Raw genomic sequence first — 13006 nt, 5'->3', positions numbered from 1 at the left:
CTACTAAAAATTATCTTTTAATCAAAAGTGGGCGCATAAATAAATAGCCAGCACCAAAAGCGGTGACTACAATTAAAACGATCGCCAAAGTCAACCACCAACCATTAATTTCTGCATTGCGGTCTAACTCACTATTCCGCCGATAACGCCCTTGCGCTTGTTCTGTCACCAATTTTTCTTGAAAAATGGGTATCATAGACTCGCCATCGTCAAAAGCTTCTACTCCCAAAGTGGGGGAATTTGCTGGTGAATTTGGGTAAGGACGTTTATTTAATTGTCGTAGATAAGAAATATCTATCGAATCCGATCGCATTTCTGGATGAATAAAATCCGGCTGACGAATTCCCGGAACCGAAGCATCAGCTACCTGCTTTAGATATAGAGCACAATGAACAACCTTTTCAATTTCCCGGCGCAATTGTTGATTTTGTTCATACAACTGCTGATTTTGGTTATTCAACGATTCCAGCATCACCCTTGTCGCTTGCAACTCGGCTGCTAGTTCGCGATAAATAGAAATTGGTACCGACCGAGCATTATTTCCAGCTGATGTGGGGATATTCTGACCACCATTTCCTGTATTTTGGTGGGGTTGCTTGGGATTGAAATTTGGCATCATAAGTTTTGCTCTAACTTAAAGTTAGGTCAGCCAGAGGCAACCTGTTTAACAGTCTCTCGACTAAGCTTAATTGCTTAGATTTCCACTACGCCTAAGAATAGTCCCACTCAGGATAACATAAGAGCGATCGATTCCATAAATTTGTTTTTATAATTCGAGGGAACAGGGAACGGGGAACAGGTATAAAAAAAGTTCACCGTCTAGGTTTCCACATAACTTTATGTCAATAGCGTTCTGGCGACTGCGATAACAGAGGAAAGAAGTGTCCTACTGGCCCTTGGCCTTTGCCGATACTGAGGGCGTAGTTTAAAGCAGTGGTAACATAATCTTTGGCTAATTGCACGGCGGTTAATAAATCTTTTCCTTGTGCTAGATTAGCGGCGATCGCAGCTGCTAAAGTACAACCAGTGCCATGAGTGTTGGTTGTTTCCACCAGCGATGTAGTTAGAGTTAAAAGCTGCTCACCATCAAACCAAACATCCACACCCCGCAAATCTCCCGACATTCCACCACCTTTGACCAAAACCGCTTTAGCCCCCAGTTTGTGAATGCCTTTAGCCGCTTCCTCCATATCTGCTAAACTTTTAATTTCCAAACCGCCCAGCATTTGCGCCTCGTAACGATTAGGAGTCACAATTTTTGCTTGGGGAATCAACTGCTCGCGCAAACAAACAACCGCAGCATCATCAATTAACTGAGCTCCGGCGCGAGATACCATTACTGGGTCAACTACCAAATTATCAATTTTTAACTCTTTGACTTGTTGAGCTACAGCCTGAATGATCTCCTGATTGAGTAACATTCCAGTTTTTGTAGCTTGCACCCCAATATCAGCCACTACTGCCTGAATCTGAGCCACTACAGCCGCCGCAGGCAAGGCATCAACTCTGTTTACGCCTAAAGTGTTTTGGGCTGTCACACAGGTAATGGCGCTAGTTCCGTGAACGCAGTGAAAGGCAAAAGTCCTTAAATCTGCTTGAATTCCGGCTCCGCCGCCACTATCTGAACCTGCGATCGTCAAAGCTACTGGTACAACCAATGCTGTTTCCTTCGTCATAGCGGAAGAAGTTTCAAGTTGTTGGGGCAGGTCGAGAAACCCAATTCCTTTATGTTTTTCCGTAACTCTCAGCCTGGGTTTTTCCCCTGAGAAATTACCTGCGAAAACTCAAACAAGGCGGTTTCTCGATATTTTTATATTTTGCCATTGCACCCAGAAGCATAACTGAATTCTTGATGCTTACCCTACCAGAAACGGGAATTAACAGGCAATACCAAACCTTACCAACTCAACTACATAACTGTTTACAATTCTCCCAAATCCTGCTACACATCAATCACCGCGCCAGGAGCGTCAGGAGCCTCTCAAAGAAAAGATATTAAGTGTCTCTCTTGGGACGATTTCTGCGGAGAAACTCTGGAATATCTAATCCAGTTTGTTCTAATGGAGGTGGTTGCCTTTCTGGTTCAGGTCTGAGATTAACGGCAGTTGCAGGTTTAACTGGTGGCTGATTTTGTTGCCTTGCAGTTGGGCGTGTTTGCCCAGCCGCTTGTGGCTGCTGAGCTTCCCCACTAAACCCTGTGGCAATTACCGTAATTCTGACTTCTCCTTGCATTTTGTCATCAATCACCGCGCCAAAGATGATGTTAGCGTTGGGATCAACAACGTCGTAGATAATTTCAGCTGCTGCATTCACTTCATGTAAGGTGAGGTCGCTACCACCAGTAATGTTAAATACTACACCTCTTGCGCCTTTGACGGAGGATTCTAGTAAAGGCGAAGAAATGGCTGTAGAAGCAGCTTCGCTAGCCCGTGATTTACCAGAGCCCACACCGATACCCATTAAGGCCGATCCAGCATCTGCCATGATTGCCCGGACATCAGCAAAGTCTACATTTACTAATCCGGGGATAGTGATGATATCGGAGATGCCTTGCACACCTTGACGGAGGATGTCATCGGCGGTGCGAAATGCTTCTTGCAGGGGGGTATTTTCGGGCACTACGGAGAGGATGCGATCGTTGGGGATAATAATCAACGTATCCACCCGACTTTGTAAAGCGGCAATACCTTCTTCTGCTTTATTAATGCGTTGTCGTCCCTCAAAGAAAAAAGGACGAGTTACTACACCTACTGTCAAGGCACCCGCTTCTTTGGCGACATCAGCTACGACTGCTGCTGCACCCGTACCTGTTCCACCACCCATGCCAGCAGTAATAAACACTAAATCTGCGTTACCAACAGCAGCAGTTAGTTCATCACGAGATTCTTCTGCTGCCTTTTGACCAACTGCTGGATTACCACCAGCACCTAAACCACGAGTTAATTTTTGTCCGATTTGCAAGCGTCTGGGGGCAGATGATAAAGCCAGGGCTTGAGCATCGGTGTTAATTGACCAAAATTCTACTCCAGAGAGGTCGCTGGCAATCATGCGGTTGACGGCATTGCTGCCACCGCCACCAACACCTATCACTTTAATTTTGGCTACCCGACTCGGTACGATTTCGCCGCTGCGTGCTTCTTCAGCCATATCTTTGGGTTCGCGAACTTGACCAAACTGAAATCCAGTCATCATATAAGGATTACTAGCATCCATTCCTGGTGCCACCTGTTGTCCCTCTGCTTGGGAAACTTTTTTTGCGAGCCCCTGTCTATTATTAAGAATCATTGGAATCAAAAAATAGTGCCTAAACAACTTTTCAATTCTAGGTAGCTCAAGTCAACTATAGGCTAAGGTGGTTGAAAAACCAATAAATAGTGACAAGCTGATTGATTATATAGCAACTTTTGCTAACCATAGCTTATCGCTGTCTGTTAAGGTTTAGTGTTCGTTTTGAGCGTATCTTTAGGTTTTGCGCCGACTCTGAGTCGAGTTGAGTCGTTGGATATTGTAATTGAACAGCGGGTGAATTGGGGTCGCTTAGGTCAATGTAAGCAACTGGGTGTCCATCAACTTCCTTTGACAAGTGGCGCATTTGGTCTAATACTGCGAGTTGGTCGGCGAACTGAGAACCATATATTCCCAAATGCACGGTACCGATGTCGGTTTTCAGGATTACATTAGCTGGGTTTTGCCAGTCTATTTCAGAAATTTTGACGGGGGAGCGACGCAATACTTGATACATTTCTGCCCAATGGGGTAAATATTTTTGGCGATCGCCAATTATTCGCAGTGTGGGCAGCGGCAGGGGTTGTCCGGCAGAATTGTAGTTTTCTATTGGTATCCAGGTTCCTTTGGCATCTATTAATCCCACTGGTGTTGTTAGAGCTAGTAGAGGTGGGGGAGGGGTTGTTTCCTCTGGTTTACTTGTTTGATTTGAATTTGCTTGATTTGTCAGGGATGGGGTTTGGGAAGTTGGGGGTGTGCTGGGATTTACCGAGACGGCTGTTACCACTGGTTCCCGTTCTTCGACTTTGACCGTTAAACTGGGTGGAAATAGCTGGCGGCTGACTGATGCTTTGGCTATCAGTGCTTGCTTTGTTTCTAGTTGTTGAGCTACTGTTTTTGGCTCGATTCGTAGTAATGACTGGGGATAAGTCAAGGATAGCAAAGAGCGAACTCCTTGGTCGGAAAGAATTTCATTGCCTTCAATGTTGACTTGTTCGGGTTGTTTGATCACCCATACTGGTTGAGTGGCCCCCCAGCCTAATCCACCTGCTAAACTACTAATTGCTAAAATGCGCCAAATTCCACAAACTAGCTGCCGTCTTCTTTGACGACGCAGTGTTTTTCGCCTGTGGGACAATTCTGATGAACTAACCGATAGGATGCTGGTCATACTAATGCCTCGAATGCCTGAAGTAATGCTGCTAATTGATTTGCTGTTGCTGAGTTTTAGTTAGTAACTATTCTGGAGATGGTTTTGATTTTAGGGGTAATGGGGATGGGGAATATTAAAAATTGTGTGAGTTTGGCTATCGATTACTTAATTATTTTGCCATCTATCTGTTGATTGATTTCCTTTCACCGATTTGATGTCAACAGTTCGCTTATATCCCTCGTTTTTAAACGAGGATTTTACGCATCACTCTGATAAGTTTGGCAATAGGGGGATTTTCGATCGACAGCGATCTTCAGCTAAAATCACTTTGATTGTGAGTTTACGAATCTCCGGGAGTTTAAGACCAAAATGCTCGACTTGCTGTTGATGACTGCTTTGGGTTTCTTGGGAAGTTTTGGTCATTGTATCGGGATGTGTGGGCCTTTGAGTGTGGCTTTTTCCCTTTCCCAGAAGCCAAAGCTGGGTGCGAGTTGGCGACAACAATTATATTTTCATAGTTTGCTCAATTTAGGGCGAATTTTGAGCTATGCCTTGGTGGGTGCGACTATTGGGGCTTTTGGTTCGGTTTTGATTGCTAGCGGACAAATGGCGGGAATCGATAGTGTGTTGCGGCGATTTATTGCTGTGTTGACGGGGATCATGTTGATTTGGTTTGGTTTGGCGCAGGTGAAGCCGGATTTTCTGCCTCCGATTCCGATTTTTCACCCTTTGACTCAGGGGAAGTTGCACGATCGCTTAAGTAAAATTATGCTAAACCTCTCTTTCCAAAATCGTTGGTGGACTCCGGCTATTTTGGGGATGGTTTGGGGTTTTATTCCCTGTGGTTTTCTCTATGCTGCCCAAATTAAGGCGGCAGAAACTGGTAATCTTTGGGTTGGTGCAGGGACAATGTTGGCTTTTGGGTTGGGAACTCTGCCGATGATGTTGGGGGTGGGAGTTTCGATTTCTGGTGTGAGTGCGAATCGGCGCTCTCAGTTGTTCCGCATGGGTGGTTGGATTACGATCGCGATCGGTGTTTTAACTTTACTACGCACTGGTGATACGATGATAGACTTCACCAGTCACGGCGCTTTACTATTTTTAATGTTGGCTTTAATTGCTCGTCCAATTAGCAGAATTTGGCCCCATCCTTTGCGATATCGCAGGGCTTTGGGTGTGGGGGCTTTTGTATTAGCTTTAGCTCATGTTGCTCATATTTTAGATCATACTTTGAGTTGGAATGTTTATGCGGTTTCGTTCATGTTGCCTTTGCATCAATTGGGTGTGGTGACGGGCATTGTCGCGTTAATATTAATGATTCCGGCAACGGTGACGAGTTTCGATCGCTTTCAGAAAAATTTAGGCAACCGTTGGCGACAAATTCATTTATTAGCTGTGCCAGCTTTTCTGTTGTGTGCGATTCACGCTGTAGTGATTGGTTCGCATTATTTAGGTGGGTTGCAATGGAGTTGGGAAAATAAGTTTAGAACGGTGATTTTAATATTAGTTAGTGTTAGTGTTTTGTTGGTGCGATCGCGCCAATTTTGGTCAATCTTATCTTTAGAAAAATTCTATGCTGCACCGCTTAAGGCTGAATAAAACTTTGGCGACCATCCTATTTTTCGGATTAGCCATTACTCCGGTTTACGCACATACTGTAAAAGTCGCTGAAGATGTGGGCGGAACTTTACATATTGAACCCAATGATAATCCGAAAGCGGGTGAATCTTCAGAAACTTGGGTAGCGCTAACTCGGAGAGGAGGAAAAATAGTCCCGCTAAAAGATTGTAACTGTAAAATTGAGGTTTACAGTAAACCTCGCACTAAAGCATCTGCTCCTTTGTTAAAACCTGCTTTAAAACCTATTTCAACTTCTCAATATCAAGGCATTCCGGGAGCAGATATTGTATTTCCTAAAGCGGGAAATTACGAAATACAATTAAGCGGCTCTCCGAAAACAAATGCAAATTTTAAACCGTTTAAATTAACTTTCTCGGTGACTGTGGCTGCTGGTAGAACTGTGGCAGCACCAACACCTAGCCCCAAAGCGGTAAATTCGCCAAATCAAACAAATCAAAAGATGCAGAAAAATACCGGAAAAACTGATAAGAATGCTGAATTAAATACAGAGAAAAAACCAGGAATTAATCCAGCATTACCTTTAATTATTACTGGCGCAAGCATCGCCGGAATTGGCATACTTGGGGCAGTTTTGCAAAAGAGAAAATAGGCAGGCAGGGGAGATAGGGAGGTGGGGAGGTAGGGAGGTAGGGGGAGTATTTTTTTCCCATCTCCCCATCCCCCCATCTCCCTATCTCCCTACCTCTACCTTCGGTTAGCCCATTTTGGCAGAGGCGCTACTCATGAAGCTGGTTTGGCTTTCAAAATCGAGTTGTTTAGCTTGATCTAAGACCTTTTGTGCTTCCGAAGAAAGTTGATAATTTGGAGGCATAGGAATGACGCTTTCTTCTTCCATTCCTTGAGCTAACACATACCAAACGCCCAGTCTAGCACGGGGATTTAAAGCGCGATATTCGCGAGTAATTTCGTTGTCTGCTCCGGTAACAATGTCGCGTTGTGCTTGCAGTTGTTCGTCGCGAGACATTTGCTGGATTCTATGAAGAATTGCTTGAGAAAGTTCTAATCCCGCTGTTTTAGGATCTGGGGTAATACCGCCTTTCATTTCTTCGTAAACAAACCACAATACAGCTAATTGATCGTCTGCATTTAAGCGGCGTAAAGAGTCAACGATTTGTTCGACATTAGCTTGAGTATAAGTCATTTGATTCTCCAAAAATTATGTTTGTTGTAACGACTTTAGTCGTTCTTTTTTCTGTGTTTGAACACGCTCAGTGTTCACAACGAACTTGTTTGTTGTGACGACTTTAGTCGTTGCTTTTCCTTTGTTTGAACACGCTCAGTGTTCACAACTAACAGTGCTAAATTCGAGAACCGCCCGCTGGTTCTGTTCCCATTGGTAAAACTGCACCACGCAGGAAATCAATTTGTTCTTGGAAACTTAAGCCTTCAATTCTGCCTAATAAGTCTTTTCCGGTTTGGGGAAGTTCATAGTTAGGAGGCATGGGGATAATAGTAGCGTTCTCCATTCCTTGCGCTAAGAAATACCAGAAAGCTAACTTTGTTTCGGGACTCAAAGAACCATATTCGCGGCTAATTTCAGTGTTAGCTTTGGTGGCGATATCGCGCATTACTTGCAATTGTTCTTGATGGGGAAGTGCTTTAACTTGGTTGAACAAACCTTGAGCAATTTCCGATCCAGAAGCGCCGGGAGCGGCTGGTGTAATTGATTTTCCTAACTTGGTGTAAACGACCCAAAGTAAACCCAGTTGGTCGTCTACATTCAAGTTTTTTAGTGCTTCTTTACCTTGGTCGTAAGCGCTTATATTGCTGACTGTCATTGGTGTTTTGCTGATTGTTAACGAACATTTACATATTGAAACAAACAGCAAGATTAATACCCCTACAAAAGGACAGAGACTTTGCAGGGGATCAAAGAAAAGCAAGTCTTTCTCAAGACAGATGAAGGTATTAAACGGCGATTTTTTGCAGTTCTTTGGTGATTTCTGTGGTTTCTAAATCTCGCCCAATTAGGACTAATTTGGTTTGTCTGGGTTCGGTTTTTTGCCAAGGTCGGTCGTAAAAGTATTCTAAGCGATCGCCAACTCCCTGCAATACTAAACGCATGGGTTTGTTTGGCACGGAAACAAAGCCTTTAATCCGGTAAATCTCTAATTTTTGGACTAGGTTTTGTAATTTTTCTACTAGTGTTTGGGGTTGGAAGTTACCTTCTAAAACAAAGTGAACTGAGTTAATGTTGTCGTCGTGTTCGTGTTCTTCTTCTGTGTCATGGTGACTAGGACGAGTTTCTAAATTATCTTCTACTGCGGCATTAAAACCTAACAATAGTTCTGGATTTATTTCGCCTTGTTTACAAGGAATTAATTTGACAGCAGAACGTAATTGTTGTTTTAACCATTTCTCAACTTGATTTTGAGTTTGGTTGTCTATTTGGTCAACTTTACTGAGTAGTACTAAGTCAGCACAAGCTAATTGGTCTTCAAATAATTCTTCGATCGGTGTTTCATGATCTAAATTGGGATCGGCTTGTCTTTGAGCATTTAAAGCGTTGAGATCGCCGACTAAATTTCCTGAAGCAAGGGCTTGGCAGTCTACTACTGTAACTACACCATCTACGGTAGCACCTGTGCGAATTTCCGGCCAACGGAATGCTTGAATTAAGGGTTTAGGTAAGGCTAATCCTGATGTTTCTATTAAGATACAGTCTAAGTTTTCGCGACGTTTTAATAATTCTTGCATTGTGGGCAAAAATTCTTCTTGAACGGTGCAACAAAGACAACCGTTGGTAAGTTCAACAATGTTGTTATTTACTTGTTCTGGTTCTTCTTCACAAAGTTGGCAGGAACGCAGTAATTCTCCATCGATTCCAAGTTCGCCAAATTCATTGACGATAACGGCGATTTTTCGACCTTGATTATTTTGTAATAAATGGCGAATTAAAGTGGTTTTGCCACTGCCGAGAAATCCGGTAATAACTGTAACAGGGATTTTGTGCATTTTTTTATTATTGATTGATTATTAGTCATTGGTCCTTAGTTCTTGATGAAGAACTACTGATTGATTTTACAACTAACCATTAACGAATCACAAATGACCAATGACTAATGACTATTAACTAACTAAGGAATTCGTGAGGAAGACTACGCCGATCGCGGAAATGGCAAAGCCTGCTAGTCTGAGGGGTGAAATGGTTAAGTTGGTGAATTTTTTAGTTACCAGGTTGCCAATGGTGAGGGCGAGGAGGGCGATCGCAAATTGAATGATGCTAAATCCCAAAAGATAAGCAAATAATGCTGTCATTTCTGCGCCAACAATTGATTCTCCGTAAGCGTATCCGTGAAATAATCCGGCAACAGTAGCTAAGGCAACTAACCAAATTAAATTCAGTTGTTTTTGTGCGGCAAGCAGAACACCAAAAATTATCACTGAACAGGCAATAAAGATTTCGTTTCCTGGTAAGTTAAGTTGCATTAAATGTAGTCCGGTTCCTGCTAAAGAAGCGAACACAAAACCAGCAGGAATTAATACACCTCTGGATAATCCTACGGCTAAAAATCCGATCGCAACGATGAAAGCAAAATGATCTAAGCCAATGATTGGGTGGGCTAAACCTGAGATAAAACCTTCAAAGAAGTTAGCAGGCATTCTCCCGCCCATTGCATGGTGCGCCATTGCTTTTTGGGTGACGCTGAAAAATCCAATTACCACTAAACTAACGATTGAAATAATGCTGAGTTGTGGTGTGAACTTTTGCTGATGCGGAAAGGGAGAAGCTGAAGTGGTAGAAGATTTACAGACTGAAAGGGAGTTTTTGGACATAATCTGTTCCTCACAGAGCGATCGCGAAATCACTGTCGATGGGTATGCTGATTACAGTAGCTACCTAGCGACAGCACCAACAAGCTTCGGTATTTTACCGCACTATTTGTTCTTTAGGAAAGTTTCCACTGGCATTTTTCTTTATAAGTATTGCAAATAGTTTTCTAAGGGTCGTTTGGTGGGGAACTATTATCATTGATTTAACTTCAGTATATTTGTAAATCGAAAAAATGAGGAATCCTGTCAATTGGTTTAGATCATCTAGGGCGGCAATCTTAGCTTTTTTGTTATTAGCAGGTATTTTAGTTGCCGTTTCGCTTCCGGTTTTTGCTGGCGGCCCTCCCAGGCGAAGTCAACAACAAATCAGTCAAGAACGTTTTTTGGAATGTACTGAGGTTAGTGGCGATGTGACTTATTACAAAAATGGTTTTCTCAAGCAAGTACAACGTCAAGCAAAAGTTGGCGATCGCATTTCTAATCCGGGCGAGGGAATTAGAACTGGCGCTAATTCTAGTGCCACTTTAGCAACTGATAATGGAATTGCTAATAGTAGAATGTCGCAAAATTCTAATTTGACTATTAGAAATTTGGGTAGACAACCTAATGGTGCTACTACTACAGAATTAAGGATGAATCAAGGGCAAGTTCGCTCAAAAGTACGCCGTTTTACCAATCCTAGATCTAATTTTACAATTCAAACACCTACTGGGGTTGCTGGTGTAAGAGGGACGGATTTTCTCGTCATAGTTCAGCCAGATGGCGAAACACAAATTATCACTGTTGAAGGGTTAGTGGCAGTCAGTGGAGGAAAGCAAAATCAGGAAGTTACCGAAGAAGTGGGGGCGGGAAATTATGTGATCGTCAGGCCAGGAAATGCACCGACAAAGCCTGCTTCATTTAATGGTGATGCCAGAGTTAGTTTAGAAGTTTTACCAGCACCGGAAACTGGCAAAGTCCGGGTAAGTGGTGTGGTAAATCCGATTAATTCTGTTTTTCTGGAAGGGCAGAGTTTGCCAATTAGTCCTACGGGTGAATTTGAAACTGTTGTTTCTTTCCCTGCACAAGGAGTTCTGAGATTACTGGTGCGTACTCCTTTAGGTGAAGAACAAGTTTATGAGTTGAAACTCCCGGAAAATTAAAGATAATGGACTAAGTTGAAAATGCAAAATAACCAATCAAATTTTGCATTTAATCGTCAGGGTTGCATTGAGATTGCTAATTTAAGATGTGAAATTGCCAATTAATAATATGAGGCGATTTAACATCTTAACTTTAGAATAATCGGGTTTTACCAGCAATTTCAAAGTAGTAATTATGCTATCTAAACAATTAATTTGTGGACTGCGCCGTTACTTTTGCCATAGTTCGCCCTGGCTGACTGGTGCAGCAGCAACAATTATATCTTTGGGAATGTGGCAATTAAATGCTTGGCAACCTCTGGAAAGAGTGGGTTACAAATTGCTATTTCAAATGCGGGAAACGGGGGTTTTACCTCAACAGGAATGGGATAGCAGAATAGTTGTGATTGCGATCGATGAAAAGAGTGTACAGAAATATGGTCAATTTCCTTGGCAACGCGATCGCTATATTCCCCTATTAAATGCTTTACAAAAATCTCGTCCAGCGGCGATTGGATTTGATATTAAATTTGTCGATCGTAGTGATAAAGATGCTGAATTTGCCCAAGCGATCGAGCAAAGTGGTAATGTAGTGTTAGCCAGAGCATGGGACGAGCTAGGAAATCCTTTAGTACCTGTACCAAAATTAAGTGAAGCTGCTAGTAATCAAGGACATATTTCTCGTCAAGTTGATGGGGATGGTATTACTCGTAAAGTGCCAATTTGGATCAATAGTGAAGAATTTTCTATTCCTAGTTTGGGCTTGGCGATGATTGAAGTTTCTAATTTAAATCAGACAAAGAAACCAATTTCTTTACCCCAACCAAGGACATATCTAACTTTCCAAAACATCTGGTTAAATTGGCCGGGAACTGTAGTTTCTTTACTCAATAATTCCCAGCAATCATCTCCACTTACCTATTCTTTTGTAGATGTAGCAGAAGGTAGAATACCTAGTGAAAAATTTACTGATAAATTTGTGTTAATTGGTTTTACTGCCATAGGTTTAACCGATCCATTGCGAACTCCTTACAATACAGAACCGCCTACATCTGGGGTTTACCTCCATGCAGCCGTAATTGATAATTTGCTCAACAAAAGGTGGTTACAAATATTACCAGATATCCAGGAGTTTGGGTTATTACTTTTCTTAGCATTTGCAGCTAGTTGCCTATTTTTTGGAAGTGATTTAAAGACTAGAATAATTCTAATTTTTATCTTACCGATCGCTTGGTTGGCAATAGCAACTTTAGTTTTTGTTTTTTATCAATGGTGGATACCGATCGCCTCACCCATCGGTACAATCTTAATCGCAGCAGTTGGTTTACAATTGCGAGAACAGTATGAAAAACAACAATTAATGAGTTTATTTGCCAAGCACGTTTCGCCGGAAACAGCGGAATTAATTTGGCAGCGCAAAGAAGAAATAATCGAAGATGGAAAACTGCAAGCGCAAGAATTAATAGCTACTGTATTATTTATGGATATTCGGGGATTTACTACTATTTCCGAAAACCTCAAACCGCGAGAATTACTCAGTTGGCTGAATCAATATTTAGATACAATGACTAATTGTATTATGGATCATGGTGGAGTCGTAGATAAATACATCGGAGATGCAATTATGGCGGTTTTTGGTGTGCCTTTTCCTAACACTAAACCAGAGGGAATTCGCCAAGATGCGCTGAATGCGATCGCCGCTTCCGTTGCCATGCACAAACGCTTAAGACAGCTAAATAGACGTTTAAAATCTCAAGGTAAACCTGTAATTGAATTTGGCATTGGGATTCACACAGGAATGCTAATTGCTGGGAGTGTGGGAGGAACAAGACGCTTAAATTATTCCGTAGTTGGAGATACCGTTAATGTAGCATCTCGATTAGAATCAATGAATAAAGAATTAACGGCTGATAAACCATTCAAAATTTTACTAACAGATGAAACTTTTAGTTATGTTAGCGATCGCTACCGAGGAGAACAAGTAAAAACCATACAACTTCGCGGTAGACAACAAGAAACCATGATTTACACTATTTTAGGGATAAAAAAATCAAAATAATTAGACATCTTCAAAAACGATTTTAGAGACGTT

At 42.2% G+C, this 13006-nt stretch carries 12 protein-coding genes; 4 read left to right on the top strand and 8 right to left on the bottom strand.

Going from position 1 to position 13006, the window contains the following annotated elements; all coding sequences use genetic code 11:
- Nucleotides 1–10: 10 nt before the first annotated feature.
- The 4 genes from ACE1CI_RS21720 to ACE1CI_RS21705 form a co-directional block, all read right to left on the bottom strand.
- The gene (locus ACE1CI_RS21720; RefSeq protein WP_413266703.1) at nucleotides 11–619 is read right to left on the bottom strand and encodes a hypothetical protein; all 609 of its coding nucleotides are present in this window, start codon (nucleotides 617–619) and stop codon (nucleotides 11–13) included.
- A gap of 223 nt (nucleotides 620–842) precedes the next feature.
- Entirely contained in the window at nucleotides 843–1676 is an 834-nt protein-coding gene (gene thiD / locus ACE1CI_RS21715) for a bifunctional hydroxymethylpyrimidine kinase/phosphomethylpyrimidine kinase (RefSeq protein WP_413266704.1), read from the bottom strand.
- 319 nt (nucleotides 1677–1995) lie between these two features.
- Nucleotides 1996–3285, bottom strand: coding sequence for a cell division protein FtsZ (gene ftsZ, locus ACE1CI_RS21710; RefSeq protein ID WP_459564124.1), 1290 nt, complete (start codon nucleotides 3283–3285; stop codon nucleotides 1996–1998).
- A gap of 133 nt (nucleotides 3286–3418) precedes the next feature.
- Nucleotides 3419–4396 (bottom strand): cell division protein FtsQ/DivIB, encoded by a 978-nt coding sequence (locus tag ACE1CI_RS21705; RefSeq protein ID WP_413266705.1) that lies wholly within the window; start codon nucleotides 4394–4396, stop codon nucleotides 3419–3421.
- 351 nt (nucleotides 4397–4747) lie between these two features.
- On the opposite strand from ACE1CI_RS21705, the gene ACE1CI_RS21700 reads away from it, so the two are divergent.
- Nucleotides 4748–5977 carry an urease accessory protein UreH domain-containing protein gene (locus tag ACE1CI_RS21700; RefSeq protein WP_413266706.1) on the top strand — a complete coding sequence of 410 codons (1230 nt, stop codon included), beginning with the start codon at nucleotides 4748–4750 and terminating at the stop codon, nucleotides 5975–5977.
- Entirely contained in the window at nucleotides 5952–6608 is a 657-nt protein-coding gene (locus ACE1CI_RS21695) for a hypothetical protein (protein WP_413266707.1), read from the top strand. The genes ACE1CI_RS21700 and ACE1CI_RS21695 overlap by 26 nt, the downstream gene beginning before the upstream one ends.
- 105 nt (nucleotides 6609–6713) lie before the next feature.
- Here ACE1CI_RS21695 and ACE1CI_RS21690 read toward each other — a convergent pair whose 3' ends face one another.
- From ACE1CI_RS21690 to ACE1CI_RS21675, 4 genes are all read right to left on the bottom strand, one after another.
- The gene (locus ACE1CI_RS21690) at nucleotides 6714–7160 is read right to left on the bottom strand and encodes an orange carotenoid protein N-terminal domain-containing protein (RefSeq protein WP_413266708.1); all 447 of its coding nucleotides are present in this window, start codon (nucleotides 7158–7160) and stop codon (nucleotides 6714–6716) included.
- A gap of 157 nt (nucleotides 7161–7317) precedes the next feature.
- Nucleotides 7318–7797 (bottom strand): orange carotenoid protein N-terminal domain-containing protein, encoded by a 480-nt coding sequence (locus ACE1CI_RS21685; RefSeq protein ID WP_496615686.1) that lies wholly within the window; start codon nucleotides 7795–7797, stop codon nucleotides 7318–7320.
- Nucleotides 7798–7927: 130 nt separating this feature from the next.
- On the bottom strand, nucleotides 7928–8974 hold the full coding sequence (gene cobW / locus ACE1CI_RS21680) for a cobalamin biosynthesis protein CobW (protein ID WP_413266710.1): 1047 nt from the start codon (nucleotides 8972–8974) through the stop codon (nucleotides 7928–7930).
- A gap of 114 nt (nucleotides 8975–9088) precedes the next feature.
- Entirely contained in the window at nucleotides 9089–9796 is a 708-nt protein-coding gene (locus ACE1CI_RS21675; RefSeq protein WP_413266711.1) for a HupE/UreJ family protein, read from the bottom strand.
- A 230-nt stretch (nucleotides 9797–10026) separates the two neighbouring features.
- On the opposite strand from ACE1CI_RS21675, the gene ACE1CI_RS21670 reads away from it, so the two are divergent.
- Together ACE1CI_RS21670 and ACE1CI_RS21665 are read left to right on the top strand one after the other, a co-directional pair.
- Complete coding sequence (locus ACE1CI_RS21670) at nucleotides 10027–10935, top strand: FecR family protein (protein WP_413266712.1); 909 nt, start codon at nucleotides 10027–10029, stop codon at nucleotides 10933–10935.
- A gap of 175 nt (nucleotides 10936–11110) precedes the next feature.
- Nucleotides 11111–12973 carry a CHASE2 domain-containing protein gene (locus ACE1CI_RS21665; protein WP_413266713.1) on the top strand — a complete coding sequence of 621 codons (1863 nt, stop codon included), beginning with the start codon at nucleotides 11111–11113 and terminating at the stop codon, nucleotides 12971–12973.
- Nucleotides 12974–13006: the final 33 nt, after the last annotated feature.

This window comes from Floridaenema flaviceps BLCC-F50 (genome assembly GCF_041929275.2).
Classification (GTDB): domain Bacteria; phylum Cyanobacteriota; class Cyanobacteriia; order Cyanobacteriales; family Aerosakkonemataceae; genus Floridanema; species Floridanema flaviceps.
Note: the sequence above shows the minus strand (reverse complement) of the source record. Positions and strands in the feature narration are given on the sequence as shown.

Excerpts from the sequence above, each read along its gene's own strand:
- ACE1CI_RS21720 (WP_413266703.1), bottom strand. The coding sequence starts at position 619 with ATGATGCCAAATTTCAATCCCAAGCAACCCCACCAAAATACAGGAAAT.
- thiD (WP_413266704.1), bottom strand. The coding sequence starts at position 1,676 with ATGACGAAGGAAACAGCATTGGTTGTACCAGTAGCTTTGACGATCGCA.
- ftsZ (WP_459564124.1), bottom strand. The coding sequence starts at position 3,285 with ATGATTCTTAATAATAGACAGGGGCTCGCAAAAAAAGTTTCCCAAGCA.
- ACE1CI_RS21705 (WP_413266705.1), bottom strand. The coding sequence starts at position 4,396 with ATGACCAGCATCCTATCGGTTAGTTCATCAGAATTGTCCCACAGGCGA.
- ACE1CI_RS21700 (WP_413266706.1), top strand. The coding sequence starts at position 4,748 with ATGCTCGACTTGCTGTTGATGACTGCTTTGGGTTTCTTGGGAAGTTTT.
- ACE1CI_RS21695 (WP_413266707.1), top strand. The coding sequence starts at position 5,952 with ATGCTGCACCGCTTAAGGCTGAATAAAACTTTGGCGACCATCCTATTT.
- ACE1CI_RS21690 (WP_413266708.1), bottom strand. The coding sequence starts at position 7,160 with ATGACTTATACTCAAGCTAATGTCGAACAAATCGTTGACTCTTTACGC.
- ACE1CI_RS21685 (WP_496615686.1), bottom strand. The coding sequence starts at position 7,797 with ATGACAGTCAGCAATATAAGCGCTTACGACCAAGGTAAAGAAGCACTA.
- cobW (WP_413266710.1), bottom strand. The coding sequence starts at position 8,974 with ATGCACAAAATCCCTGTTACAGTTATTACCGGATTTCTCGGCAGTGGC.
- ACE1CI_RS21675 (WP_413266711.1), bottom strand. The coding sequence starts at position 9,796 with ATGTCCAAAAACTCCCTTTCAGTCTGTAAATCTTCTACCACTTCAGCT.
- ACE1CI_RS21670 (WP_413266712.1), top strand. The coding sequence starts at position 10,027 with ATGAGGAATCCTGTCAATTGGTTTAGATCATCTAGGGCGGCAATCTTA.
- ACE1CI_RS21665 (WP_413266713.1), top strand. The coding sequence starts at position 11,111 with ATGCTATCTAAACAATTAATTTGTGGACTGCGCCGTTACTTTTGCCAT.